Here is a 22,108-nt window from a genome sequence, read left to right as displayed (position 1 = left end):
GAAGGAGTGCGCGGTCATGGCGGACGACGTGGAAAGCGCGGACAAGGCGGGCAAGAACGGCATCCAGTTCCAGGACGACGGCCGCAGCCTGCTGGAGGCGCTGATCGACGGCAGGCAGGCGGGCCGGATCGACTACTTCCTGCTGGCGCCCGAGAACGGCGAGGACGACGCCCCGGCCGCCCGGGTCGGCGTCCACACCGTGGTCCAGCCCGCGCAGGAGGGCCAGGGCATCGGCGGCCGGCTCGCCGTCGCCTTCTACCGCGCCGCGGCGGCGGAGGGCCGTACGGTCGTCCCGCTCTGCCCGTACCTCAAGCACTGGGCCGAGACCCACCCGGACCAGGCCCCCGCCGCCGCCCCGGAACTCATCGCCCGCGCCGCCGCGTATGTGGAGACCCACTCCTCGCTCTGGTGACCCGGGGTGGCCTGGCGTCCCCGGCCGGTGTCCCCCTGGCCGGTGTCCCAGCGGCCGGCGCGGCCGGGTAGCGTCACCGTCCATGTCACGATCACTGCGGCTGGCCGCCCACCGCACCGTCTCCGCGCAGCTCGCCCGCCGCAGCGACCAGCAGCTGCGTGAGCTGCTGGAGACCGCCGCGCCGCTCGGCACGGGGATCGGCGGGACGGTGGCGCTGCTGCGGCTGGACGGCGTGCCGGTGTTCGTCAAGAAGGTGCCGCTGACCGACCTGGAGCGGCGGCCCGAGCACACCCGGTCGACGGCGAACCTGTTCGACCTGCCCGCCTTCTACCACTACGGAGTGGGCTCGGCCGGCTTCGGCGCGTGGCGCGAGCTGGCCGTGCACGAGCAGACCACCGACTGGGTGCTCTCCGGCGAGGCGGACTGCTTTCCGCTGACCTACCACTGGCGGGTGCTCGACCAGGACGCCCCGGCGGTGGCGACGGCCCCGACGCCCGAGGAGGACCGGGAGCTCGAAGACCGAGTGGCCTTCTGGGAGGGGTCACCGGCCGTGCGCGCCCGGCTCAGGGCGCTCCGCGAGTCCACCGCGAGCGTGGTGCTCTTCCTGGAGCACATCCCGCACCGGCTGGGCGACTGGCTGTACGAGCGGGTCAGCGACGGCGGCCGGACCGGCGAGCAGGCCTGCGCGATGGTGCGACGGGAACTCGCGACCGGCACCGAGCTGATGAACTCCCGTGGGCTGCAGCACTTCGACGCGCACTTCCACAATGTGCTGACGGACGGTCAGCGGCTCTACTTCGCCGACTTCGGCCTCGCCCTGAGCGACCGCTTCGACCTCGCGGAGCCGGAGGCGGCGTTCCTGCGGCGGCACCGCAGCTATGACGCCTCCTACACCGCCACCCGACTGTTCAACATGATCGTCTCGGTCGAGGAGATCGGCGTCGCCGACACCGTCGTCCGCGCGTACGCCGACGGCGGCAATCCCGGCGGACTGCCGGAGCCGCTGCTGGCGACCGCGCGGCGGCTGGCACCGGTCGCGCTCGCCGTCGGCGGCTTCTACCGCGGGCTGCGGCTGGAGTCACGGTCCACCCCGTATCCGTCCGCCGCGGTCGAACGCGCCTGCGCGGACGCGGGGCTGACATCGGGCTGACGGGCGGACGCCGGCCGCACCCCCTTGATCCCCGCCGCGCGCCATGCGCCACACTGCTGGCATGCGCCAACTCCTCCAGGGCTTCCGTCATCTGCTGCGCGGTCAGCGCTGGGCCGTCCGGCACGGCCGCTGGTGGGGGTTCGGGCTGCTGCCGGGACTGGTCTCGCTGGTGCTGTACGTCGCGGCGCTGGTCGCGCTGGCGGTCTGGTCCGGGGACCTGGCCGACTGGATCACCCCGTTCGCCGACCACTGGTCGTCGGGGGCCCGTACCGCGCTCCGCGACCTGACCGCGCTGCTGCTGGTCGGCGGCGGGCTGATGCTCGCGGTGGTGACCTTCACCGCGGTCACCCTGATGATCGGGGAGCCGTTCTACGAGTCGCTGTCGGAGCGGGTCGAGGACATCGAGGGCGGCGGCCCCGCGCCGCTGGGCCTGTCCTGGTGGCGGCAACTGCTCTGGGGTCTGCGGGACGCCCTGGCGTCGGTGCTGATCGTGGCCGGGATCGGCGTGCTGCTGTTCGGCTGCAGCTTCGTCCCGGTGGTCGGGCAGACCGTGGTGCCGGTCGTCGGGGCCTGCGTCTCCGGCTTCTTCCTCACCGAGCAGCTCACCGCGGTCGCCTTCCAGCGGCGGGGGTTGACGTTCCGTCAGCGGGTCCGGCGGTTGCGCGGACGGCTGCCGCTGGCGCTGGGCTTCGGCGTGCCGCTGGTGCTGCTGTTCCTGATTCCGCTGGTCGCCGTCTTCGCCATGCCGGGCGCGGTGGCCGGGGCGACCCTGCTGGTCCGCGACCTGGACCCGGCCAACCCGGCACCGGCCGGACCGCCGGCCGCGGCACCGCCACCCGCGCCGTCCGCACCCGTAGCGGGGCCGGGGCCGTCCGCACCGGGGCCGACGCCGACGGCGTAACCGCCCCCCGGGCGTCGGCACCGGGGGAACAATGACGGCATGGCGCACTCCCCGACCCCGCTGACCCCCCGCACCCCTCCGACCGACCAGCTGCACCGGCTCGACCTCGGCTACTTCGTCCGTCCCGCCGCGGAGGCGGGCGAGCCGCAGCCGCGCGTCGAGGCGGTGCTCGGCTACGTGCTGCGCCGGGACGGGCGCACCGTCCTCTTCGACACCGGCATCGGCGAGGCCGACCCGGAGACCGAGGCGCACTACCGTCCGCGCCGACACCCGCTGCGCGGCGCGCTCGCGGCGGTCGGGCTCGGCCTGGACGACGTCGACCTGGTGGTCAACTGCCATCTGCACTTCGACCACTGCGGCGGCAACCCGCTGCTCCCCGGCACGCCGATCCTGGTCCAGCGGGCGGAGTTGGCCGCGGCGCGCGGCGGCGGCCACACCGTGGACGCCCTGGTCGACTTCACCGGCGCCGCCTACCGGGAACTGGACGGCGAGGCGGAGATCCTGCCGGGAGTCTGGATCATCCCCACCCCCGGCCACACCGACGGCCACCAGTCGCTGGTCGTCCGCCGCTCCGACGGCAGCATCGTCCTGGCCGGCCAGGCCCACGACTTCGCCTCGCAGTTCGCCGCGGACGTCCTGGCCCGGCAGGCCGCGAGCGACGGAGCGGAGCCGCCGCTCCCCGACTACCGGCCCTGGTTGGACCGCCTCGCCGAATTCGACCCGCGCCGGGTGCTGTTCGCCCACGACAACTCGGCCTGGGAACCCGCATCCCTTGAGGTCCCTTCTGCGGGGTGGTAGGCATAGCGGTATCTGACGCATCGTCAGCTACCGGAAGCAGGTACCCGATGACGCTCACCACCCTGCGCTTCAACCAGGTCACCCCCGGGCTCGACCGGCGCGAGGTCTCCGCCCGCTACCGGGCCACCGTCGAGATGGCGGCCTTCGCCGACGCCCACGGGTTCGACCTGGTGACCCTGGAGGAGCACCACGGCGCCGACGACGGCTGGAGCCCGTCCCCGCTGAGCACGGCCGCCGCGGTGTTCGGGGCGACCCGGCGGATCGGGGTGATCGTCTGCGCCCTGCTCACCCCCCTCTACGAGCCGCTGCGGCTGGCCGAGGACGTCGCCGTGCTGGACCACCTCAGCGGCGGACGGCTGACCCTGGTCGCCGGGCTCGGCTACCGCCCCGAGGAGTACACCGCGCTCGGCAAGGACTGGGCGCAGCGCGGCCGACTCCAGGACGAGGTGCTGGAGACCCTGCTCAAGGCCTGGACCGGCGAGCCCTTCGACCACCACGGCCGCACGGTGCGGATCACCCCGCCGCCGCTGACCCGTCCGCACCCCGGGCTGATGGTCGGCGGCTCCTCCCGGGTGGCGGTGCGCCGGGCGGTGCGGCTCCGGCTGCCCTTCTTCACCGCCGCCTACCTGCCGGACCTGGTCGACCTCTACGACGCGCTGGCCGCCGAGGCCGGTTTCGAGGGCGGCTTCGCCTCCCTGCCGCCGGAACGGACCGCGATGATCCACTGCACCGAGGACCCGGACAAGGCCTGGGCCGAGTACGGCGACTGCTTCCTGCACGAGGCCCGCACCTACGCCGGCTGGCAGACCGCCGACGTCTCCTCGGCGATGGCCAGCACCGCCGCCACCGCCGAGGAGCTGCGCGCGGAGGGGATCTACGCCTGCCTCACCCCGGACGAGTGCCTGGAGGTCGCCCGCAGCGAGGGGCCGCTCGGCACACTGCTGCTGCACCCGCTGTGCGGGGGGCTGCCGGTCGACGCGGGCTGGGAGAGCCTGCGGCTGTTCGCCGACCAGGTGGTGCCCCGGCTCGGCGGGGAGCCGCCGTCGGCGTGACGCGGCTTTCGGCGGGACCGGCTTTCGGCGTGACGCGGCCGTCGACATGACGTTGTCGGTGTGACGCGCCGGGCCCGCAGCGTCGGGAAGTCCCGCACCGGGCGTCGAACTGGGGCAGGATCGAGGCACTGCCTCAGGAACGGGCCCAAGGACGGGAAGCATGACGAGCACTCAGCAGGAGATCAGCACCGCCGACTACGACGTGGTCGTCGTCGGTGCGGGCCCGGTGGGCGAGAACGCGGCCGACCGGGCCCGCGCCGCGGGGCTCACCGTGGCCGTGGTGGAGAGCGAACTCGTCGGCGGCGAGTGCTCCTACTGGGCCTGCATGCCGAGCAAGGCGCTGCTGCGCCCGATCGTCGCGCTGGCCGAGGCCCGACGCCTCCCCGGCGCGCGCGAGGCGCTGACCGGACGGCTGGACGCGGCATCGGTGCTGGCCCGGCGGGACGCGTTCACCTCGCACTGGAAGGACGACGGCCAGGCCCAGTGGGTCCAGGGCATCGGCGCCGACCTGGTCCGCGGCCACGGCCGGCTGGACGGTGCGCGGCGCGTCAGTGTGACCCAGGCAGACGGCACCGTAAGGCTGCTGACGGTGCGTCATGCCGTGGTCGTGGCCACCGGCAGCCGGGCCGTGCTGCCGGATCTGCCCGGCATCGCCGAGGCGCGGCCGTGGACCAGCCGCGAGGCGACCTCGTCCGCCACCGTGCCGAACCGGCTCGCCGTGGTCGGCGGCGGGGTGGTCGGGGTGGAGATGGCCACCGCCTGGAACGCGCTGGGCGCGGAGGTCACCCTGCTGGTGCGCGGGACCGGCCTGCTGCCGAACGTCGAGCCGTTCGCCGGGGAGCTGGTCACCGCCGGGCTCACCGAGGCGGGCGTGGACGTGCGGACCGGGGTCTCGGTCTCCTCGCTGAGCCGCCCGGCCCCGGACGGCCCGGTGACCCTGCGGCTGGACGGCGGCGACGACGGGTCGGACGAGCTGGAGGTGGACGAGATCCTCTTCGCGGTCGGGCGCGCGCCGCGCACCGACGACCTCGGGCTGGACACCGTCGGCCTGAAGCCCGGGAGTTGGCTGGAGGTGGACGACAACTGCCGGGTGACCGCGCTCTCCGGGGACGGCGGCTGGCTCTGGGCGGTCGGCGACGTCAACCACCGGGCGCTGCTGACCCACCAGGGCAAGTACCAGGGCCGGTTGACCGGCGACGCGATCGGCGCGGTCGCGGCGGGCCGTCCGCTGGACACCGCGCCCTGGGGCGCGCACGCGGCCAGCGCGGACGTCGGCGCGGTCCCGCAGGTGGTGTTCACCGACCCTGAGGTGGCCGCGGTCGGGGTGACCGCGGCCCAGGCCGAGCGGGCCGGGCTGCGGGTGCGGGCGGTGGACTACGAGATCGGCGGTGTCGCGGGCGCGAGCCTCTACGCGGACGGCTACACCGGCCGCGCCCGGATCGTGGTCGACCTGGACCGCGAGGTGCTGGTCGGAGCGACCTTCGTCGGCGCGGGCGTCGCGGAGCTGCTGCACTCCGCGACCGTCGCGGTGGTCGGCGAGGTGCCGATCGCACGACTGTGGCACGCGGTCCCGTCCTACCCGACGATCAGCGAGGTCTGGCTGCGCCTGCTGGAGGCCTACCGGGGCTGACCCTGAGCTTGTCATTGATGGACTGCAGTCCTGGACGCCCAGCGCCTGGAGCCCGGAGCGGATGTCGCTGCTGTCACCACCGTTCAGGTCCGGGAACTGGCGGACCGTCTGATCGCCGCCGGGTACGACGCCCCGCGGCTGGCCCATCTCCTGCGCGACCTGCCCGTGGAAGTGCTGGGCCGCCTGCGCTCGGGCCGGGTCATGCGCCGCCCGGTGCGTGCGCGGTCGCGGGCGAGACCCCGAACGACGGAGGCAGATGCCGCCGCGCACACCCGCCGGTCAGCGCGCCCGGTTGCGCGGCTGCGCACTCCCACCGCATAAGACAAGCTCTTATGCCGGGCAAACCCGTCTATTACTGCCGACCAATCGAGGTCATCTGTATATTCCAGTCCAAACTGCACCAAATCATCCGCACAGGTAAGTGGCAACGTCTTGGACGTAGACATTTCTCTTACCAGGTGACATGATTCAACGCACGCGATTCACTTAGTCCAGAGAAAAGGAAAAGAAATGAACTGGAAGCACCGTTCCCTGGCAGCACTTTCGACCGTCGCCCTCGCGGCCGGTGGCGCCCTCGCCGTCGCCGGGCCGGCCTCCGCCGCAGCGGGAACCGGAAACTGCGGCGCCGCCCATCTCTGCGTCTACAACAGCACGAACTTCCTCGGAGAGAAGATCACGGCTTCCAGCACGAACAGCTGCTTCAGGACTTACACCGTTGTCGGCCACGACTTCCTTACCATGTCGTACGTCAACAACCTGTCGGTTGACGCCTACATCTACACCGACCTGCCCGGCGGCGGCTTTGAAAAGGCGCGGACGCTCGTTTCTGGCGGCTTCAGCTCCGATATCAACGCCACCGGCGGGGGCTACTACCTCAATGTTGTCATTTGCGAGGGAAGCGCCAACCCGGCAAACTACCCCGGCCTTTAGTAGCACCCGTCGCGCATCTGCGGCGCTGCGCAGGGCGTCTTCGGGGGGCATTCTCTGCGAAGGCGCCCTGCCGTTGGTCGGTCCCGCCAGGTTTTCTCTGATAGAACGCTGCCATGAAACACATATACGTCGTACTCGCGCTCCTCTTCGGGTTGGCCATGTCCCCTGTCGCGTCGGCGCACGCCGCTCCCCTAACGCTTTCCGGGCTCAAGGGGACGGCCGAGAGGCCGATCATGACGGGCGGTCACATCGATGACGCGGCAACCGTGGCCCGCCTCGTCGCTCTGCACGCGAACACCTATGACTACCTCGTGGAGCAGCCGAACGACTGGGTCGATCTGCCCGGGTTCCTCAGTGCCGCTCAGACCTCGGGGATACAGGTCTTCGCGTACCTGTTGCCGCCGACCGAGTGCCCGCACAGCACCGGCGGGTCGACCTGCGACACCTACGCGCCGGATGCGGCCGACTACCCGCAGTGGGGGGCGGATCTCAACGCCCTGCATGGTGTCCACCCGAATCTGGTCGCCTGGACCATCGATGACATGGACAGTGGCGCGAATACGGCCCTGTTCACGCCCAGCTATGTCGCCACCATCCGTGCGAGCGCTCCTGACCTGCAGTTCTTTCTGCAGTTCTATCAGCCCAGCATGACCGCGGCGAAGATCGCGACCTACGCCGGGCACGCGGACGGGGTGATCATGCCCTACCGCGACGGCGCACAGGCCGACACCGTCACCACCGACACCCTGCAGAGCGAGGTCGCCGCGGACACCGCCCTGCTGAACCCCTACGGCATGCGGCTGATCGTCATGGTCTACGGCGACACCCTGGGCAGCGACGCGGCCACCAGCACCGCGGAGCTTCCCCCCGACACCGGCTATGTGCGCACCGTCACCGCCCAGGCCTGGGCCGACGTCAAGGCCGGCACCATCGCCGGGGTCATCGTCTGGAAGCAGGCCCTGGCCACGCCCGGCGTCCCCGCCTACCGCTCAGCGGCCTTGTCCTCTTGGGGCAACGGCGTACTGGACTTCACCATCGGCCCGAAGGTCGGCACCACGGCGGGCGACTTCGCCCAGGCAGCCGCCAAGGTCACCCTGGACCCCGGTTCCACCTCCTGCACGCTGGCCCTGTCCCGCAGGGACGACCGTGACACCACCGCGCCCTCCGGCTACCACCAGAAGCGCGCCTATGTGAACGGCACCCTGGTGTGGAACTCGGACGTCGCCTCCGAGGGAACGGACTGGTACAGCTCGAGCCCGCTCGACCTCACCCCGTACCTCAGCGGTGGGTCCGCCACCCTGGCCCTGCAGTTGTTCGAGAACGCCGGGGTGTCCAACTACCGTACCCACGTGGACTTCGACAACCTGCGGCTGACCGGGTGCAGCGTGCCCGACCCCGGCTTCGAGACCGGAGCGGGATGGACCCTGACCCACTCCGCCGACGGAGTCGTCCACGGTACCGTGTACCACTACAGCCCCACCTTCACCACCGACACCTTCAGCGCCCTGGCCGACGTCTTCGCCTCCTGACCCCCGTCGGCCGGCGTGGCCGGTGATCGGCCGTGCCGGCCGGGACGGGTCAGCGCCCGTCGGGGCCCGCCTCGCCGGAGCCGCGGGGGATCAGGCGGGCCGGGAGGACGATCCGGCGCGGCGGGGCGTCGTCGCCCGCCAGGCGGCGGAAGAGGAGGTCGGCGGCGGCGCGGCCGAGGGCGGCCGGGTCCTGGGCGACCACAGTCAGCCCCGGGGTGAGCAGGTCGGCCAGTTCCAGGTCGTCGAAGCCAACCAGGGCGGGCCGCGGCGACAGGGCGGGCAGCCGCCGCAGCACGCCCAGGGTGATCCGGTTGTTGCCGCTGAGCACGGCGGTGACCGGCGCGGCGCCGCCGGTCACCCGGTCCACCGAGGCGGCGACGCTCGCCGGGTCGGTGGGCGCCATGGCGATCCAGGCCTCGTCCACCGGCAGGCCCGCCTCCGCCATCGCCTCGCGGTAGCCGCGCAGCCGCTCCGCCGCGGTGTGGATCTGCGGCAGGTCGCCGAGGAAGGCGATCCGCCGGTGCCCGTGCCGGATCAGGTGCGCCACGCCCTCGCGCGCGCCGCCGACGTTGTCGGTCAGCGCGGCGTCGGCGTCGATCAGCTGCGCCGGGCGGTCCACGAACACCGCGGCGATCCCGGCGGCCAGCTCCGGCAGCAGGTAGCGGTGGTCGCCCCCGGCCGGGACCACCACCAGGCCGTCCACCCGGCGGGCGCAGAACGCCAGCGCCAACTCCTGCTCGTGCCGGGCGTCCTCGCCGCTGGAGCCGGTGAACAGCAGCGACCCGTGCATCCGGGCGACCTCCTCCACCGCGCGGCTGAGCTGCCCGGAGAACGGGTCGGCGATGTCCTCGAGCAGCAGCCCGACACTCGCGGTGCGGCCCTTGCGGAGCAGCCGCGCGCTGTCGTTGCGGCGGAACCCCAGCTCGGCGATGGCCGCCTGGACCCGCGCCGCCATGTCGGGCGTGACGCCCGCCTCCCCGTTCACGACCCGGGAGACGGTCTTCAGCCCGACGCCGGCGGTGGCCGCGACGTCCTTCATGGTCGGCCTGGATCCGTAGCGGGTGCTCATGCAGGGAGCATAAGGCCGCACCCGGCCCGTGCCGCCCCGAACCCCGGACCTGCGCCGCAGCCCGCCGGTCGGCGCCCCGGCGGATAGGGTCGGCAGGGTCCGGGGACGGCCCGGAGCAGCCGGGGACGGCCCGGAGCAGCCCGGGACGGGCCGGGCGGGCCCGGAGTGTTGGCCGGGGGCGGTTGCCGGGAGCAGGGAACGGACGGGAACGGACGGACATGACGGAGCATCTGGTGGTCGTCGGCGGGGACGCCGCCGGAATGTCGGCCGCCTCGCAGGCCCGGCGCAGGCGAGGCCGGGACGAGCTGCGGATCACCGCGTTCGAGCAGGGCGACTTCACCTCCTACTCGGCCTGCGGCATCCCCTACTGGGTCGGCGGCCAGGTCGCCGACCGCGACGCGCTGATCGCCCGGACCCCGGCCGAGCACCGGGAGCACGGCATCGACGTGCGGCTGCGGACCCGGGTGACCGAGATCGACCCGGACCGCCGCCGGGTGCGGACCCGCAGCCTGGACGACGGGACCGAGGCCTGGACCGGCTTCGACCAACTGGTCGTCGCCACCGGCGCGGAGCCGCTGCGCCCGCCGCTGCCCGGCTTCGACGCCCCGGGCGTGCACGGCGTGCAGACCCTGGACGACGGGGCGGCGCTGCTGGCCACGCTGGAGCGGGACGTGCACCGGGCGGTGGTGGTCGGCGGCGGCTACATCGGTGTGGAGATGGCCGAGGCCATGGTGCAGCGCGGTCTGGCGGTGACCATGGTGCACCGGTCGGCGGAGCCGATGGCGACCCTCGACCCGGACATGGGCCGACTGGTGCGGGTGGCGATGGAGGGCATGAGCATCACCGTCGTCCCCGGGGCCGAGGCGGAGGAGGTGCTGCTCGACGCCGCGGGCCGCCCCCGGGCTGTGCGGACCTCGGCGGGCGAGTTCCCGGCCGACGTGGTGCTGCTCGGCCTCGGGGTGCGGCCCAGGACGGCGCTGGCGCGGGCGGCCGGGCTGCCGCTGGGCGGCTCCGGCGGGCTGCTGACCGATCCGTCGATGCGGGTCGAGGGCGCCGACGGGATCTGGGCCGGCGGCGACTGCGTGGAGGTGCTCGACCTGGTCTCCGGCGTCCGCCGGCACATCGCGCTGGGCACCCACGCCAACAAGCACGGCTTGGTGATCGGGACCAACATCGGCGGCGGCAGGGCCGTCTTCCCCGGCGTGGTGGGCACGGCGGTGAGCAAGGTCTGCGCGCTGGAGATCGCCCGCACCGGGCTGCGCGAACGCGACGCGGCCGAGGCGGGGATCGGCTTCGACACCGCCGTGATCGAGTCCACCAGCCGGGCCGGGTACTACCCGGGCGCAGCGCCGATGACCGTCAAGATGCTGGCCGAGCAGCGGACCGGACGGCTGCTCGGCCTGCAGATCGTCGGCCGCGAGGGCGCGGCCAAGCGGGTCGACATCGGCGCGGTGGCGCTCACCGCGGGGATGACGGTGGATCAGGTCGTCTCCCTGGACCTCGGCTACGCCCCACCGTTCTCCCCGGTCTGGGACCCGGTCCAGGTCGCCGCCCGCAAACTGGTCTCCAACCGCGAGGGCCCGGCACCAAAGTCCCAGCGGGCGTAGTCCCCTGGTCCGAGGCCCGGCTCAGGGGGCCGGCCTAGGGTCGGAAGACGCAGCAGGGGGAACGCGGGTCGGAAGAGAGGGGTGTGCCGGTGCGGGCCATCGTTGTGCGGGAGTTCGGCGGGCCGGAGCAGTTGCGCCTTGAGGTGGTGCCCGATCCGGTGCCGGGGGACGGCGAGTTGCTGGTCGGCGTCGAGGCAGTCGGGATCCAGTTCGTCGAGACGCAGGTCAGGGCGGGGCGGTTGCAGGGGGTCTCGCCGGTCGCCCCGGCCGGGCTGCCGTGGACGCCGGGGCGTGAGGTGGCCGGGGTGGTCCGCGCGGTCGGCGCGGGCGCGGACCCGGCGCTGCTCGGCCGGCGGGTGGCCGGGCAGACCGCCGCCCAGGGCGGCTACGCCGAGCTGGCGGTCGTGGCCGCCGCAGCGGCGCACCCGCTGCCGGACGGGCTGAGCAGCACCGACGCGGTGGCGCTGCTCGGCACCGGGCGAACGGCGGTCGGGCTGGTCGAGACGGCGGGGATCGGCAAGGGCGACACCGTGCTGATCGAGTCCGCCGCCGGGGCGGTCGGCGCGCAGGTCGTCCAGCTCGCCGGGGCGGCCGGGGCCGAGCGGGTGATCGGGCTGGCCCGTGGTGCGGAGAAGCTGGCACTGGTAAGGGAGTTGGGTGCGGACGCGGCCGTCGACTACACCGACCGGGACTGGCCGGACCAGGTGCGGGCCCTCGCGCCGGAAGGGGTGACGGTGGTGCTGGACGCCGTCGGCGGCGAGGTCGGCAGCCAGGCGTTCGAGCTGCTGGCACGGGGCGGACGGTTCGTCGTCTTCGGCTTCTCCAGCGGTGCGACGACGGCGCTCGACCCGGCGGTGGTGGCCGAGCGCGGCATCGTCACCCCCGCCTACTTCGGGCCGCCGACCGGGCCGCGCGGCCCGGAGCAGCAGCTGCGGCAGATCCGCGAAGCGCTGGCCGCGGCGGCGGAGGGGCGACTGAAGCCGCTGGTCGGGCAGAGCTTCAGGCTCGCGGACGCGGCGGACGCGCACCGCGCGATCAGCGCGCGGGCGACGGTCGGCAAGACGGTGCTGGTGCCGTGACCGGAACGGCGCCGTGGATCCGGCCGGTGACCCGAGCCGGGTGGACCAGGGGGTGAGACGGCGGGCGGCGGGCCTTCCTGGGGCTGATCCGCTGCTGCCAGGATGGTGCGCGTCCTACCCTCGCCCTCCCTACCCAGGAGCTCCTGCCTCATGGCATCGGCCTCGGCCTCCGCCACCAGCCCGCACCACAACGGACCGCTCAGTCACCGCTACCGCGGCGAGCACCCGCTCCGCACCCTCGTCTACCTCTTCGAACCGGACCGGCGCCGGGTCGCCCAGGCCGTCGCCGCCTACTTGGGCAAGCACACCCCGGTGTGGCTGCTCCCGCTGATCACCGCCAACATCATCGACGTCGTGGTGCGGCACAGCGACGTCTCCGCACTGTGGTGGAACGCCGGCGTGCTGCTGGTGGTCCTCTCGCTCAACCTGCCGATGCACCTGCTCTACGTCCGCTGGATGCACGGCAGCATCCGCCGCACCGGCACCCGGCTGCGTTCGGCGCTGTGCCACCGGATGCAGCAGCTGTCGATCGGCTACCACTCCCGGGTCAGCGCCGGGGTGCTGCAGGCCAAGGTGATCCGGGACGTGGAGAGCATCGAGACCGCCGCGCAGCAGACCGCCGACAACGGCCTGGCCGCGGTGGCGACGCTGCTCGGCGGCCTGGTGGTGATCGGGGTGGAGACACCCCTGTTCCTGCCGGTGTTCCTGGTGCTGGTGCCCGCGTCGGCGGCACTGGTGGTGCGGCTGCGCAAGCGGCTCCGCAGCAACAACGAGACCTTCCGCCGCGAGGTGGAGCAACTGTCGTCCCGGGTCATCGAGATGACGACGCTGATCCCGATCACCCGGGCGCACGCGCTGGAGCGCACCGCGCTGAAGCGGGTGGACCGGACGCTCGGCTCGGTGCTCAGCGCCGGGCTGCGGCTCGACCTGCTGAACGGGCTGTTCGGGGCGCTGGCCTGGATCCTGCTGAACACCATCGGGGTCGGCTGCCTGGTCGGCTCGGCACTGGTCGCGTACTACGGCTGGTTCCAGGTGACGGCTGGTCAAGTCGTGATGCTCAGCGCCTACTTCACCGCGCTGACCAGCTCCGTCACCAGCCTGATGATGCTGACTCCGCTGATCGGCAAGGGCCTTGCCTCGGTCCGCTCGGCCGGTGAGCTGCTGGAGGCGCCCGACCTGGAGGAGAACGCGGGCAAGGCCGAGGTCGCCGAGGTCCGCGGCCGGATCCAGTTCCAGCAGGTCGGCTTCAGCTACCCGGGCGGCGACCGCCCCTCGGTGACCGGCTTCGACCTGGACGTCCGGGCCGGTGAGACGATCGCGCTGGTCGGCGGCTCGGGCGCGGGCAAGTCCACCATGCTCAACCTGGTCATCGGCTTCCTCCGGCCCACCGAGGGCCGGATCCTGCTGGACGGCCGGGACATGGAGGCGCTGGACCTGCGCAGCTACCGCACCTTCCTCTCGGTGGTGCCGCAGGAGTCGATCCTGTTCGAGGGCAGCATCCGGGAGAACGTCGGCTACGGCATGACCGACGTCCCCGAGGAGCGGGTCAGGACCGCCCTGCGGGACGCCAACGCGCTGGAGTTCATCGACCGCCTCCCGGAGGGGCTGGACACCGTCGTCGGCGAGCGCGGCGCACGGCTGTCCGGCGGGCAGAAGCAGCGGCTGGCCATCGCCCGCGCGCTGATCCGCGACCCCCGGGTACTGATCCTGGACGAGGCGACCTCGTCGCTCGACTCCCGCTCCGAGGCCCTGGTCCAGCAGGCGCTGGCCCGACTGGTCCAGGGCCGTACGGTGTTCGTGGTCGCGCACCGGCTGTCCACCATCAAGGGCGCCGACCGGATCGTGGTCATGGACGAGGGCCGGATCGCCGAGGTCGGCCCGCACGACCGGCTGCTGCGCAACGGCGGCGTGTACGCCGGGCTCCAGGCGGCGCAGATCGCCTGAGCGGGCGGGCGGCCATCAGGGCCCCGCGGGCTCCTGGTCCAGGTCGCAGCCCTCGTTGAGGACGTCGTAGCCGATGAAGGCGAACATCGACCGACCCGGCCGGAGCGGTCGGGGCGTGCCGGTGAACCGGTGTGCCCCGATCCCCTGGTGGACCGCCGGGTCGGACACCCAGACCCGCTGGTAACCGCGCTGCTCGAACCAGTCGCAGATCAGCGCGGCCCGGTCGGCCTCGCCGCCGCGGTGCCGGGTCCAGACCACCGTGCCGCCGGTGGCGCAGAGCTCGGCGCAGCTGTCGATGGTCCGTTCGATGTCAACGTCGCTGACATTGCCGAAGATCCCGCAGGCGATCACCAGGTCGGCCGGGACCATGCCGCGGTAGTGGTCGGTCAGCGCCGCGTCCCCGGTCACCACCTCGACCTGTCCGCCGAGCCCGGCCGCCGCGGCGTCGGCCTCGGCGCGGGCGGTGTTGCGCGGGTCCAGCTCCACCAGCCTGGCCCGGACGTCGGCACGGCGCGGGTGGTCCGCGAGCGCCTCGATCAGGTCGCGCCCCTGCCCGGCGCAGAGGCTCACCACCCGCAGCGGGCCGGGCGGAGCCCCGTCCAGCGCCTGGCGGATCAGCCCCTTCACCGCGACCAGGCGGGCGGCGAGGACGGAGTCGGGTCGGTCGTAGGCGTCGTGCCAGCTCTGCCAGTCCATGACCCCGAGCCTAGGGGGCACGGCCGGTGAACGGCCGTGCCCCCCGGGTCGGTTGACGCCTGCGCTGGTCAGCCGGTGTGCACGGTGCAGGGCGCGCCGTTGAGGGTGGCGGTCGTGGGCGGGTTGTCGGCGGTGGTCCAGCTGCCGTTGAAGCCGAAGGCGGCGGAACCGCCGTTGGCCGCGAGGACGGCGTTGTAGGAGAGGCCGGTCACGCTGACCACGGCTCCGGTCTGGGTCTCGGTGCCGTTCCAGAGCTGGGTGATCTGCTGACCGCTGGGGAAGGACCAGCTGACGGTCCATCCGTTGACGGCGCCGGCACCGTGGTTGACGACGGTGACACTGGCGCCGAAGCCGCCGGGCCACTGGCTGCTGACGGTGTAGTCGACCTCGCAGGCCCCGGGGGTCGGGGTGGCGGTGGGCGTGGACGTCGGCGAGGCCGTGGCGGTGGGGGTCGGGGTGGGCGTGGGCGTCGGGGTAGTGGTCGCGGTGGGTGTCGGGGTCGGCGTCGGGGTGCCGGTCGCGGTGCCGGCCACGTCGCCGTAGAGGATGCCGCGGCCGTTGCTGCTCACATACACCCGGCCGTAGATCCGCGGGTCGCCGGTGATCGCCGCACCGGTCCAACCCCACTGGTGCTGGTCGTCGTTGATGCGGATCCAGCTCGCGCCCGCGTCGTCCGAGCGGAAGATGCCGCGGACCCCGCCGATCTGCGCGCTGGTGTAGAGGGCCGGGTAGGTCGCGCCGGGCGCGGCCTTGCCGAAGCCGATGGTGTCGGCCTGGTCCACGCCCGCCAGCCGGGTGAAGCTGCTGCCGCCGTCGGTCGAGTGCCACAGCCCGTACGCGGTGCCGGTTCCGGTCGCGCCGCCGGCCAGCCAGATGTCGCCCTTGACCCCGGTCAGCGCCTTGAACTGCACCGGGCCGGTCGCCGGAAGGCCCGTCGCAGCGGTCGCGGCGAAGGTGGCCCCGGCGTCGGTGCTGCGGTAGAAGGTCCCGCCGGAGAAGCCGTAGAAGGTCTTCGGGTCGGTGCGGTCGGAGGAGACCGTCGCACCGGCCGGGATGCCGGTCGACGCGGCCCAGGAGTTGCCGTAGCCGGTGGAGTGGTAGACCCCCGCGCCCGCCGGGCTCCACACCGTCGCGCTGCCGTCGGAGGCCAGCGCGACCGTGCCGCCGCCGGTGACGCCGCCGGGCTCGGAGGAGGCGGCGAACCAGTCGGCGCCGTCGTCGGTGGAGTAGCCGATGTGCTTGTCGGTCGAGCCGGAGGCGGTGTCACCGACCCTGACAATGACGTTGGGGCTGGTCTCCGCGTAGTCGATGGCGGTGGAGGTGGTGAAGGTCGGCGAGGTGAAGATCTTGGCCGGGACCGCGGTGACGTCCGTGTGCCGGAAGCCGCCCAGGTCGCCCAGCGCGCTGAGCAGCGGAGCGCCGGTCGGCGGGCTGATCAGGCCGTTGACGGCGGTCTCCTCCAGGCCCTGCACCACCGGGGTGATGGTGATCTTCTTGCCCGCGTCGAAGTCGGTCAGGTCCGAACTGCCGAACAGGGTGGCCCCGGTGCCGAACATCATCCGGTTGGAGTCGAACGGGTCGATCTGCAGCGCCTCGGTCATCCAGCCGAGCTTGGGCGTCTCCTCCGGCGGCGAGGGGTTGGCCCCCATGGTGAGCCAGGGCACCGAGGAGATGTCCAGGGTGTACTGGTCGGCCCTGGTCGGGTAGCTGCTGTAGGACCAGAACGGCTTCCAGGTCGCGCCGCTGTCGGTGCTGCGCCAGATCTGGGTGTCCGGCCACCAGGAGCTGTAGGCGGTGACCATCAGCGTCCCCGGGTGCTCCCGGTCCACGGTCAGGCCGCTGTAGCCGAAGTAGTCATTGCTGGTGTCAGTGGACGGGACCGGGCTGGTGTCGGTCCACACCCCGGTCGAGGTGGCGTACTTCCACAGGTCGCCGTGCGCGCCGTCGTACGGGCCGCCGGTGTCGCTGTAGGCGATGAAGAGGTTGCCGCCGGTCCCGTCCAGCACCGCCTGGTGCGGGACGAAGCCGGTGGGCTGGCCGGCCACCGCGGTCCAGGTGCTGCCGCCGTCGTCGGAGCGGTAGATGCTGTGGGCCTTGTCGGCGACGCCCACGAACACCGTCCTGGTCACGCCGTTGACGGTGCCGCTGCCCTTGTCGAAGACCTCCCAGAGCACGCCCTCGTTGTCGCTCTGGTAGCCGGTGGTGTCGGTCGGGTCGGGCGCGTAGTTCCCGGCGTCCGGGAAGGCGGTGACCTTGGCCCAGGTCACGCCGTAGTCGGTGCTGCGCCAGAGGCCGTTGCCGCTCTCCGCGCCGAAGTAGAGCACCTTGTCGTTGTTGGGGTCGATGGCGAGCCGCTCGCCCATCCCGCGGCCGGGCATGTTGCCGCCGACCTTGAACGGGAGCACGGTGCGCTGCCAGGTCGCGCCCTGGTCGGTGGAGCGGAGGATGGCGCCGTTGTTCGGGTCCCAGCTGTTGGTATAGCTGCCCGCCGCGACGTAGACCCGGTTGGGGTCGACCGCGTCGGTGGCGAGGCTGGCCACGCCGGTGAGGTTCCAGTCGGCCCAGCCGACCGAGTCCAGCAGCGGGATCCACTTCTTGGTGGCCGGATCCTGCCGGTAGGCGCCGCCGACGTCCGTCCGCGCGTACACCAGGCCGGACTTGCCCTGGTTGAAGATGATGCCGGGGACGAAGCCGCCCCCGCCGATCTGCACGTTGTTCCAGCTGTACGGCTGGGTGGCGGCCGACGCCGCCGCTGGGACGGCGCCGGTCGCGGCAGCGGCCGGGCCCGCCGCCGGGACCAGCCCGAACGCGGCGACCGCGGCGGCGACCGCCGCCAGCGCGGACAGCAGCGGACGGGGGCGGGGGCGAAGCCGGGCGACGGGTGGGCGCGGTCGGGCGGAGCCGCGGCGCGGACGTGGACGGAGCATGGGTGGACTCCTCAGCGGGTGGGGGCGCGTGCGGAGCCATGCAGCCAGGCTGCTGATGAGGCGTCAACACCCTTGCCTGCGGCGCGGAAGCGCTTCGCTGGTCCGAGCGGCACCGACGGACCGAAGGGTGTGAAACCTACATCCGGTTCACCCCGACTCGCGCAGCACCAGCTGGGTCGCCATCACCACCCGCTCCCGCCCGGCCGAGCCGCCGGACGGCGCGTACCCCAGCAGCTCCGCCACCGCCCGCGCACCCATCTCCTCCACCGGCTGCCGCACCGTGCTGAGCTGCGGACGGGTGCGCTGGGCCACCACGTCGTCGTCGAAGCCGACCACCGCCACGTCCGCCGGGACCGACCGGCCGAGCCGCCGCAGCGCGCGCAGCGCACCGGCCGCCATCAGGTCGGACGCGGCGAACACCGCGTCCAGGTCCGGGCGCAGGTCGAGCAGCCGGAGCAGCGCGTGCTCGCCGGAGGCGACGGTGAAGTCCCCGTAGGCGACGGTCTCCCTGACCGGCGAGCCGGCCTCGCGGATCGCGCTGCGGTAGCCCGCCAGCCGGTCCGCGCCGACCGCCATGTCCGGCGGCCCGGCGATGGTCCCGACCGCGCGGCGGCCGGCCCGCAGCAGGTGCCGCACCGCGAGCACCGCGCCGCCGTGGTTGTCGGCGTCCACGCAGGGCAGGTCGCCCGCCCCCGAGAGCCGTCCGACCGAGACCATCGGCACCCCGGCGGCCCGGATCAGCCGCGGCAGCGCGTCCCCGCCCCAGGGGCCGACCAGCACGATCCCGTCGACATGGCCGCCGCAGAGGTAGCGGACCAGCGTCGGCCGCCGCGACCGGCGGGAGGCGGTGAGCACCACGAACTCCCGGTCGGCGGTCTGCAGCGACCGCTCGACGCCGACCAGCAGCCGCGAGTAGAACAGGTCGGACTGGTAGTGCGCCATGTCCTCGAACACCACCACCGCCACCGCCCCGGCGCCCTGACCCGGCCCGCCGGGCGCGGCGCGGTGCGCCCGGTGCCGCACGTAGCCGAGCTCGCTCACCGCGGACTCGACCCGCGCGAGGGCGGCCTCGCTGACCTTCGCCGAGCGGTTGAGCACGCGGGAGGCGGTGGCGGTGGAGACACCGGCCTTCCTGGCTACCTCGGCGAGGGTGGGTCTGACCGTCTCCGTGGCCATGACCATGGGCTCCATCGGCACGTCCCTTCGCTCCGTACTGGAGACTCCGGCAGCGGCCGACGCACTGTCAAGACGCGTGCACGACAGGGCTGCTGACGCTGTCGAAGCGCTTCACCGATCAGCCGCGGCCGGGGCTGACCGCGGTGTCGGCGCCGGGCCAGTGGGCGGGCCGGGTCAGCGTGGGCGGCAGCACGGTCGCGCCGTCGCCGACCGCCGCGTCCAGTTGGGCCTGGACCAGGAACAGCGCACCGGTCAGGTCGGCGCCGCCGAGGTCCGCGTCACGGAAGTCAACGCCGATGACATCGGCGTTGCGCAGATCGGCCCCCCGCAGATCGGCGCCGATCAGGTACGCGCCGCGCAGGTTGGCCCCGCGCAGGTCCGCTCCGCGCAGCTTCGCGCCGATCAGGTCGGCGCCGCGGTGGTCCCTCCGCCGCCGACCGGAGGTCTCGGCCCTGGCCAGCTCGCTCGCCCGCAGCAGCAGGGCGTTGACCTCGGCGCGGAACCCGGGCAGGTCGGTGCGGCGCAGGTCGTCGGGGCGACGCAGGGTGAGCGCACGGGTCCGCTCCAGCGCCGCGGCGAGGGCCGGGCGGAGACCGCGGGCGGTCGGGAGGGAGTGCGCCTCGGTCAGGTAGCGGAGCAGTTCCTGCAGGTCGCGCATGATCGGGAAGACCTCGAACATCTGCCGGGCCGTCCCCGGGTGCTGCCGCCAGTCCCGGCCGCCAAAGGTGACCTGGGAGACCTTCTGGCCCGCGCCGAAGCAGTCGTAGACGGTGCAGCCTCGGAATCCCCGTTCCCGCAGGTCGGCGTGAATCCCGCAAGCGAAGTCGTCCCGCCGCAGGTTGGCGCAGGGCCGCCCGGCCGCCTTGTCGACGGCGAAGTCCACCGAGGCCGCGAAGGCGGGGACGACACAGCAGAGCGCGAAGCAGTTCGCGCAGTCGGCACGGAGCTCGTCCGCTGGCGCGGGCGTCTGTGCGGACGCGGGTGTCGGCGCGGGCGCGGGTTCGAGCGTCGGTGCGGCGGGGTCGATGGGGCCAGCGGGGTGGTTCTCGGGCACGGCGCGGGACTTTCCGGTTCAGGGCGGGTTAGGAAGGGCAGTGGTGGCGGTCAGTAGTGGTGCCTTGTGGCGCCGGCAGTGGGGGGCGGGACGGTGGCCGCGGGGCTTTCCGTACCCTACCGAGCCTTCGCCGAGGGGTGATTGGGGTGTTCGCGGGGCGTTCGCGGGACCGAGGTTCGGTGCTCGGGCGGCAAGGAGGTTGTCGGGTTGTCGGACAGTCCTCGAATGCCGCCACAGGAGGCGACATCGCGTGCGGAGGCCGGGGGTGCGTGCGCAGGCCCCTGGCTCACCCGTATCGTGGGCGCTCGCGCGTACGGAACACCGCGCCGGACGGTCACAAACCCCTGAGGCGCGCTCCGCACGACCCGACGCCGCCGCAGTGCTCCCTGCCACGAATCGGACTTCACTATGAACGCGCTCGACCTTTCCACCGACGAAACCACCACACCGGCAGCCACCGGTGACGCATCAGCGGACGCCCGCCAGAATCTGATCGACTACGCCTCCCTCGGCGGCTTCACCCTCACCTCCGAGACCCACGCCTGGTACGCCGCCGTCGACACCGTCGGCAGCCCCGAGGCCGCCCGTGCCGCGTCCACGGTCCTCGCCGAGCTGCGCGGTCGCGACCTCCCCGCCACCCGCGAGGCCGCCACCCGGATCGCCGAGGAGACCACGCTGGGCCGGCAGGACTCGGTCGTCGCGGTCGGCCGAGCCGTGGCGCTGACGCTGCGGGTCCGCTCCACGCTGGAGGTGCTGATGCCCTCCGCGTACGAGTCCGACCAGCTCAAGGCCCTGGCAGCGGCGACCGGCAGCGGCCGGTGGCGCAGGGAGCAGGACGCGAAGCTGACCTTCGGCCAGCGCCTCAACCTGGGCCGGGCCGCCCGCAACCTCGCCGTCGCCAAGCGGCCCCGCCGCGGTGCGCTGCACGCCGCGCTGGTCTCGGCGGAGGCTGAGCGCACCGAGTGGGCGGCGACCTCGCCGACCGGCGACAAGCCCGCACTGCCCGCGGACCTGGGCTTCCTGGACGCCTCGGCCCAGGCCGTCGACGCCGCGTGCGAGGCACTGGCCGAGCTGGGTCGGCTGAAGGTCGACGCCAACCCGGCCGCGCTGTCGCTGGACGAGTTGGGCGAGCTGGTCGACCGGCTCGCCTCCGACGAGGGTACGTTGCACCGCCTTCCGGCGCTGCGGGCGCTCCGCGAGTCGCTGGAGCAGCAGGGCTACGGCGAGCTGGTCGCCGAACTGACGGCGGCCCGCGCCGACGCCGAGGCGGTGGCCGAGGCGGTCGTCCGTGAGTTCGGCGCGGACGGCCGCGAGGAGGCGGCGGCCGAGGAGGAGTCCCCGCAGGCGCTGGTCCCGGCACCTCGCGAGGAGAACCCCGCGGGGTCCGCGGGGGCGGAGGTCGAGGCAGAAGCGGAGGCGGACGCCGAGGTCAAGGTCGTAGCCGAGGTCGAGACTGAGGTTGAGGTTGAGACGGACGCCGAGGTTCAGGCGGGCGTCGAGGTCGAGGTCGAAGCTGAGGCGGAGGTCGCGGCGGAGACTGAGGCCGAGGTTGAGGTCGCGGCTGAGGCGACTCCCGTCGTCGAGGAGCAGCTCGACTTCAGCGAGCCCGAGCCCGAGCCCGAGCCCGAGGCTGTCGCTGCCGAGCCCGAGGTCGTTGCCGTCGCTGCGGAGCCGGAGCCCGTCGCCGAGCCCGAGGCCGTCGCCGTCGTCGAGGCGGAGGCCGTTGCCGAGACCGAGCCCGCCGCTGAGGCGGACACCGCCGTCAGTGCGAGCCTGCCCGCGCCGCGTCGGCCGCGGAAGCCGGCGTTCACGCCCGGACGGCCGGTCACCGCGTACTCCGCCGACGAGCTGACCGCGGTCGTCCGCTGGATCGACAGCGACGGGGTGAAGCGCAACGACGAGGAGTTGCTCCGTGCGGCCATGAAGGAGCTGGGCTTCGCCCGCCTCGGCCCGCGCATCAAGGACGCGCTGGGCACCGCCGTCGCCACGGCCCGCGACTGACCGCAGGCACGGCACAGGCACAGGCACCGCACCGCACCTCACCGCAAGGTACAAGCGCCGCAGAACACCACACAGCACCCGCGGCATCCTCGGCCCGGCCCACCGGCAGCTCGCCTCCGGTGGCCGGGCCGACCGCTTCCCCCTCCCCCGCAA

At 73.4% G+C, this 22,108-nt stretch carries 17 protein-coding genes and 1 pseudogene; 13 read left to right on the top strand and 5 right to left on the bottom strand.

Features of this window, described 5'->3' with window-relative positions; all coding sequences use genetic code 11:
* Window positions 1-16: 16 nt before the first annotated feature.
* The 9 genes and pseudogenes from ACEZDE_RS28515 (at window position 17) to ACEZDE_RS28475 (ending at window position 8,402) form a co-directional block, all read left to right on the top strand.
* Window positions 17-412, top strand: coding sequence for a GNAT family N-acetyltransferase (locus tag ACEZDE_RS28515; protein WP_380542006.1), 396 nt, complete (start codon window positions 17-19; stop codon window positions 410-412).
* 82 nt (window positions 413-494) lie between these two features.
* Window positions 495-1,562 (top strand): protein kinase family protein, encoded by a 1,068-nt coding sequence (locus ACEZDE_RS28510; RefSeq protein WP_380542003.1) that lies wholly within the window; start codon window positions 495-497, stop codon window positions 1,560-1,562.
* Window positions 1,563-1,623: 61 nt separating this feature from the next.
* The gene (locus ACEZDE_RS28505) at window positions 1,624-2,463 is read left to right on the top strand and encodes an EI24 domain-containing protein (protein WP_380542000.1); all 840 of its coding nucleotides are present in this window, start codon (window positions 1,624-1,626) and stop codon (window positions 2,461-2,463) included.
* Between the two features lie 39 nt (window positions 2,464-2,502).
* Complete coding sequence (locus ACEZDE_RS28500; RefSeq protein ID WP_380541997.1) at window positions 2,503-3,261, top strand: N-acyl homoserine lactonase family protein; 759 nt, start codon at window positions 2,503-2,505, stop codon at window positions 3,259-3,261.
* Between the two features lie 47 nt (window positions 3,262-3,308).
* Entirely contained in the window at window positions 3,309-4,313 is a 1,005-nt protein-coding gene (locus tag ACEZDE_RS28495) for an LLM class flavin-dependent oxidoreductase (RefSeq protein ID WP_380541994.1), read from the top strand.
* Between the two features lie 160 nt (window positions 4,314-4,473).
* Entirely contained in the window at window positions 4,474-5,943 is a 1,470-nt protein-coding gene (locus ACEZDE_RS28490; RefSeq protein WP_380541991.1) for a dihydrolipoyl dehydrogenase family protein, read from the top strand.
* Window positions 5,944-5,961: 18 nt separating this feature from the next.
* Window positions 5,962-6,168, top strand: a pseudogene (locus ACEZDE_RS28485) (NF041680 family putative transposase); the annotation flags it as partial.
* 285 nt (window positions 6,169-6,453) lie between these two features.
* Window positions 6,454-6,873 carry a peptidase inhibitor family I36 protein gene (locus ACEZDE_RS28480; RefSeq protein ID WP_380541988.1) on the top strand — a complete coding sequence of 140 codons (420 nt, stop codon included), beginning with the start codon at window positions 6,454-6,456 and terminating at the stop codon, window positions 6,871-6,873.
* Between the two features lie 233 nt (window positions 6,874-7,106).
* Entirely contained in the window at window positions 7,107-8,402 is a 1,296-nt protein-coding gene (locus tag ACEZDE_RS28475; RefSeq protein ID WP_380541985.1) for a hypothetical protein, read from the top strand.
* Window positions 8,403-8,451: 49 nt separating this feature from the next.
* On the opposite strand, the gene ACEZDE_RS28470 is transcribed toward ACEZDE_RS28475, so the two are convergent.
* Window positions 8,452-9,471, bottom strand: coding sequence for a LacI family DNA-binding transcriptional regulator (locus ACEZDE_RS28470; protein WP_380541982.1), 1,020 nt, complete (start codon window positions 9,469-9,471; stop codon window positions 8,452-8,454).
* A 218-nt stretch (window positions 9,472-9,689) separates the two neighbouring features.
* Between ACEZDE_RS28470 and ACEZDE_RS28465 the strand changes: the two genes are divergently transcribed.
* The 3 genes from ACEZDE_RS28465 to ACEZDE_RS28455 all read left to right on the top strand — a co-directional run bounded on the left by ACEZDE_RS28465 (window position 9,690) and on the right by ACEZDE_RS28455 (window position 14,101).
* The gene (locus ACEZDE_RS28465; RefSeq protein ID WP_380541979.1) at window positions 9,690-11,078 is read left to right on the top strand and encodes an FAD-dependent oxidoreductase; all 1,389 of its coding nucleotides are present in this window, start codon (window positions 9,690-9,692) and stop codon (window positions 11,076-11,078) included.
* 89 nt (window positions 11,079-11,167) lie between these two features.
* Window positions 11,168-12,157 carry a zinc-binding dehydrogenase gene (locus ACEZDE_RS28460; RefSeq protein WP_380541976.1) on the top strand — a complete coding sequence of 330 codons (990 nt, stop codon included), beginning with the start codon at window positions 11,168-11,170 and terminating at the stop codon, window positions 12,155-12,157.
* A 150-nt stretch (window positions 12,158-12,307) separates the two neighbouring features.
* The gene (locus tag ACEZDE_RS28455; protein WP_380541973.1) at window positions 12,308-14,101 is read left to right on the top strand and encodes an ABC transporter ATP-binding protein; all 1,794 of its coding nucleotides are present in this window, start codon (window positions 12,308-12,310) and stop codon (window positions 14,099-14,101) included.
* A 15-nt stretch (window positions 14,102-14,116) separates the two neighbouring features.
* Here ACEZDE_RS28455 and ACEZDE_RS28450 read toward each other — a convergent pair whose 3' ends face one another.
* From ACEZDE_RS28450 to ACEZDE_RS28435, 4 genes are all read right to left on the bottom strand, one after another.
* Entirely contained in the window at window positions 14,117-14,797 is a 681-nt protein-coding gene (locus ACEZDE_RS28450; RefSeq protein ID WP_380541970.1) for a class I SAM-dependent methyltransferase family protein, read from the bottom strand.
* Between the two features lie 68 nt (window positions 14,798-14,865).
* Window positions 14,866-17,724 carry a cellulose binding domain-containing protein gene (locus tag ACEZDE_RS28445; RefSeq protein WP_380541968.1) on the bottom strand — a complete coding sequence of 953 codons (2,859 nt, stop codon included), beginning with the start codon at window positions 17,722-17,724 and terminating at the stop codon, window positions 14,866-14,868.
* A gap of 147 nt (window positions 17,725-17,871) precedes the next feature.
* The gene (locus ACEZDE_RS28440) at window positions 17,872-18,900 is read right to left on the bottom strand and encodes a LacI family DNA-binding transcriptional regulator (protein ID WP_380541965.1); all 1,029 of its coding nucleotides are present in this window, start codon (window positions 18,898-18,900) and stop codon (window positions 17,872-17,874) included.
* Window positions 18,901-19,018: 118 nt separating this feature from the next.
* Window positions 19,019-19,954 (bottom strand): pentapeptide repeat-containing protein, encoded by a 936-nt coding sequence (locus tag ACEZDE_RS28435; protein ID WP_380541962.1) that lies wholly within the window; start codon window positions 19,952-19,954, stop codon window positions 19,019-19,021.
* 408 nt (window positions 19,955-20,362) lie between these two features.
* On the opposite strand from ACEZDE_RS28435, the gene ACEZDE_RS28430 reads away from it, so the two are divergent.
* Window positions 20,363-21,955, top strand: coding sequence for a hypothetical protein (locus ACEZDE_RS28430; RefSeq protein ID WP_380541959.1), 1,593 nt, complete (start codon window positions 20,363-20,365; stop codon window positions 21,953-21,955).
* The last annotated feature ends 153 nt before the right edge of the window (window positions 21,956-22,108 follow it).

The organism is Streptacidiphilus cavernicola (assembly GCF_042510955.1).
Taxonomy (GTDB): domain Bacteria; phylum Actinomycetota; class Actinomycetes; order Streptomycetales; family Streptomycetaceae; genus Streptacidiphilus; species Streptacidiphilus cavernicola.
This window is presented reverse-complemented; position numbering and strand designations above follow the sequence as displayed.